The sequence below is a fragment of the Enterococcus sp. BSD2780061688st2 D3 genome (assembly GCF_005844145.1).
In the GTDB taxonomy this organism is placed as follows: Bacteria; Bacillota; Bacilli; order Lactobacillales; family Enterococcaceae; genus Enterococcus_B; species Enterococcus_B durans.
Genome location: NZ_SPHN01000044.1, coordinates 1 through 4,246 on the forward strand (window position 1 = coordinate 1; position 4,246 = coordinate 4,246).

A 4,246-nucleotide genomic window follows, 5' to 3' on the forward strand; every position below is an offset into this window, starting at 1 on the left:
TCAACTGTTCTTCGACTTCCGCTTCCTCACGGTGACTAATTTTCATTCTTCTTCCCTCCCTAAACAAACATCTTTTGTAAGAATCCTTTTTTCGTTTCTTTTAGTAAATCTAATTTGCGTTGGTGAAGGGTGATGGTGTCGTCGAGTTGTTTGAAGAATGCGCCGATTTTTTGTTGTTCTTCTATCTTAGGGATAAGGACTTCAGAAAAAAGAATACTATCTTCATGAATTGCAATTTGTGCAGTTCCTCCTTCTATATTTTTTAAAATAACTTTCCGATACCAATCCTCAGTTTTCACATATGCCAATAGATAATTACAATTAATTATATCGTTATCAACATCAATAGTTGGCATATTTTCCGTTACTATAGCTCCATCAGTCTCTTTAGGCGCAAAACCTATTCCACCTTGTTCGATTGTTTGCCTTGTAAATATTAATGTATCAGGATGCTCTATCAGATTTACTTTTGCTTGTCGCTTACGACCGATTTTAGATCCTATTTGTTCTCCTCTCAAAGTGATTTCACCAACATTTTTAACAGAAACTTGTTTATATATTTCATCATCTTGAATGTATACTCTATCTGTATATTCAGTCATACCCTCGTTTAACTTACGCTCTTCCCAATCTTCCGTAAATCCAGGAAACCGGATTTCTGGCACTTTTGCTCCGTTTTTAGGGAACATTTTTTGTAAGAATCCTTTTTTCGTTTCCTTCAGCAAATCTAACTTACGTTGATGAAGAGTGATAGTGTCATCAATTTTTTTAAAAAAACATCCAATTGCGTTTTGTTCCTCATAGTTTGGAATCATAATTTTAAAATTGGAATACTCTTCAGCATTAACTCCTGGTTGACCGGAACGTTGCGAAGTAATCTTAATAAACCGGTTATAGCTATCAGTAAAAGTTGTTTGAAATACGAATTCTGAGCTAATTTTAGATTTTATTCTGGCTCTAATGAGGAATCCTGCATAGTAAACTAGTCCATCACTTTCTCTATACATATATGTTTTCCCAACACTTGCTCCAGTTCTCGCAAAAAGGATATCACCTTTTTTAAGTTTGTAATTATCAGCACTTGCAAAATCAATATCTGGGGAAGTTACTCCACTTTGATTAAACTTGTGACTGATATCATCAATATCAGTAATACGAATATACTTATTACTTCCATCAAATTTTTTAGCAGATGCATTTAGTCCATACTCAAAACTTTCAGCTAATTCCCCCAACTTACGCTGTTCCCAATCTTCCATAAATCCAGGAAACCGAATTTCTGGTTGTGTATTATTGCTCATGTTTGAACACCTCCAACGCGCCTTGTAACCACGCTTCATTTTCAGGTGTTGTTTGCAGGGAAGAGATAGCTTCTAAAAGTTCTTTTTCTAGCACATGCTGTTCTTGTCGTATCTTCTTGATGTCATTTCCGACATGAACCATATCAATTGGTTCTTCTTCTTCAAACGTATCTACATAGCGTGGGATATTTAAGTTATAGTCATTTTCTTTGATTTCATCAAAGGTTGCCAAATGAGCGTATTTCTCAACATCTTTTCTTTCAGCGTAGGTTTCGAGGATTTTTTGAATGTTTTCTTCCGATAATTTATTCTGATTTTTCCCTTTGACAAATTCACGACTAGCATCAATGAATAATACATCTCGAGTTTGACGATTCTTCTTCAATACAATCACCGTCGTTGGAATCGATGTACCAAAGAACAAGTTCGCAGGCATACCGATCACAGCATAAATACTGCCGTCTTCTAATAATCTTTGACGAATGACCCCTTCTGCAGCGCCACGGAATAAAACTCCGTGTGGCAAGACGATAGCCATAGTCCCTGTTTCCTTCAAATGATAGAAACCGTGAAGAAGAAACGCAAAATCTGCTTTGGATTTTGGCGCTAATTTCCCGTAGCGATTAAACCGAGAATCATCTAAGAAGGTCGTATCTGCTGACCAATTAGCCGAATAAGGTGGATTCATCACTACTGCATCAAATGTGTAAGGTTCATCTGTTGGCCAGTCCTTATTCAACGTATCCCCATTGCGGAGATTCATTTCTTCGGCATCTACCCCATGTAAAATCAAGTTCATTTTTGCTAGATTGTATGTCGTTGTATTTAGTTCTTGCCCATGATATTTAACGTTATCTGGATGAGTTAAGTAGTTACGTACATTTAACATCAATGAGCCTGAACCCATCGTTGGATCAAAAACACTAAAGAATCGTCGTTCTTTTTGATCCAACGTCACGATTTGTGCCATCATATCAGAAACCATATGAGGCGTGTAAAATTCTCCGGCTTTCTTCCCTGCTTCTGAAGCAAATTGACTGATCAAAAATTCATACGCATCCCCGATCACGTCCCCATCGTGTTCTAAAACATCTACATCATTCAATTTCTTGATGACTTCGGTAATCGTCACATTTCGTTGTTGCTCATCTGTTCCTAGTTTTTTTGATTGGAGATCCATATCATCAAATAACCCATTAAATTGATTGTAGGTAGATGCCAATTGCACAAAGGCTTTGTTTAGATCGTTCAATTGGAACGTTGCTTGTTTTGCTTGATCCGCTAAGACGTTGAAAAGATACTCTGGTGCAATTGCATATCCCAAAATATCAACGATTGTGGCAATCAGATCTTCTTTTGATTCTTCATCTGAAAGTAATTCACGATACAACATTGTTTGTTTGCTTACTGTGTCATATTCATCTAAGGATTCATCTGCTAAAAGAACCACGTGTTCCAACAAACGATCGGATAAATATTTATAGAAAATCAGCCCCAATAAATAATTTTTATATTCTGACGCATCCATTTTGCTACGGAGATTATCTGCCGCACTAAATAATTTTTGATTTAATTCTGCACCCAAAAAGATACACTCCTATCTCTTATTTAAAGTTGCTATATACCCTCTTATTTTAGCATACTCCCTTTTAGAAAAAGCAAAAAAAAAGAAAGAATCTTATTCTTGATAACAAGCTACGTGACGTATATGCCTAACAAAAATAGAACTTTTGAATCAATCTTAAATGAAGGTTTAACCACAGAACCGGCATCCATTATTTTTGATGAAGTTATCGATGACGTTGAAGATAGTAAGTATCATAAAAATTTAAAAGAACTTTTTTATTTTGCACTCACAATGGACCAAGTTTGTTCACTGGTATATCAGTACCTGATAGTGATAATCCATTAATTATGGCAAAAATTTACTTAACAAAATGGTGTAATAAATACATCAGGGATAGGAATAACCCAGCATTAAAAAAACCTCTTAAAACATTTGGCGAAAAAGATGCTGCTTTAACTACTAGAGTAGCAGCAAATGCTAATATTGATGATCAAAAAGTATTGAATGACTACTTGCGTGGACATTTTTTATATATGAGCGCTGAGAACATGAACGGAAGTATTTTAGAGGAATATTTAGCCGAAGTGTTAGAACCTGAAGGTTGGATTTGGTGCGCCGGCTCTGTATATCGAGCTGTTGATTTCTGTTATTTAGGAACCTCACCAATTCTTTTACAAGTGAAAAATAAATACAATACAGAAAGCAGTTCGAGTTCAGCTATAAGAGTAGGAACAACAATTAGAAAATGGAATCGTTTAAATAAGCCGACAAAAATTTCTGGTTTGGATAGCCCTATCCCCAATTGGAAAGTATTAATAGAAATGACTGAAGCTAGTAAGGAACTGGCAGCTAAGTTAACTGAAAATAGTTATTTAGCTTATATTAATGAAAAATCCACACGAGAATTATGGACACTCGATGACTAACAATATCCTTATTAGTATCTATCCACGATACATGGAAAAAATTATAAACAAACAAAAAAACTTTGAATTTAGAAATTTCTATCTTACCTCAGATCCTTATAATATCTTTTGGATTTACGAAACAATCCCCACCAAAGCTTTAAAGTATAAATTGATTGTAAAAAATCCAATTACTAAACTTAAGAAAAATCAACACTACTTTTTAGGAGACGATAAGTTTGAACAATTAGTTTAAAAGGGAAAATATGCTTACGAAATTATCCACCTAGAAGAAATACTTTTACCAATAAGTCTGTCTAATTTAAAAAATTTAGGAGTTACTGCACCACAAGGATATGCATATATAAAAAAATATCCTAGTCTTGTCGATATTCTCGCCGTTTGTATAATTAAGCGAGACAAATAAAAAAGCCATTTATGTTACACTCAAATTGTAATACCCGCTAAAGCAT

The 4,246-nt window shown here is 34.8% G+C and carries 4 protein-coding genes; 2 read left to right on the top strand and 2 right to left on the bottom strand.

What is annotated here, in order from left to right; genetic code table 11:
• Positions 1–59: 59 nt before the first annotated feature.
• Both FGQ66_RS14745 and FGQ66_RS14750 read right to left on the bottom strand, forming a co-directional pair.
• Positions 60–1,301: a restriction endonuclease subunit S gene (locus tag FGQ66_RS14745; RefSeq protein WP_033918031.1), complete on the bottom strand. Its 1,242-nt coding sequence runs from the start codon at positions 1,299–1,301 to the stop codon at positions 60–62.
• Entirely contained in the window at positions 1,291–2,886 is a 1,596-nt protein-coding gene (locus FGQ66_RS14750; RefSeq protein WP_138302648.1) for a type I restriction-modification system subunit M, read from the bottom strand. The genes FGQ66_RS14745 and FGQ66_RS14750 overlap by 11 nt, the downstream gene beginning before the upstream one ends.
• 329 nt (positions 2,887–3,215) lie before the next feature.
• Between FGQ66_RS14750 and FGQ66_RS14760 the strand changes: the two genes are divergently transcribed.
• Positions 3,216–3,794, top strand: a complete 579-nt coding sequence (locus FGQ66_RS14760) for a SinI family restriction endonuclease (RefSeq protein WP_002299133.1) — start codon at positions 3,216–3,218, stop codon at positions 3,792–3,794.
• Positions 3,787–4,029: a hypothetical protein gene (locus FGQ66_RS14765; RefSeq protein WP_002331373.1), complete on the top strand. Its 243-nt coding sequence runs from the start codon at positions 3,787–3,789 to the stop codon at positions 4,027–4,029. Before FGQ66_RS14760 ends, FGQ66_RS14765 begins: the two co-directional genes overlap by 8 nt.
• The last annotated feature ends 217 nt before the right edge of the window (positions 4,030–4,246 follow it).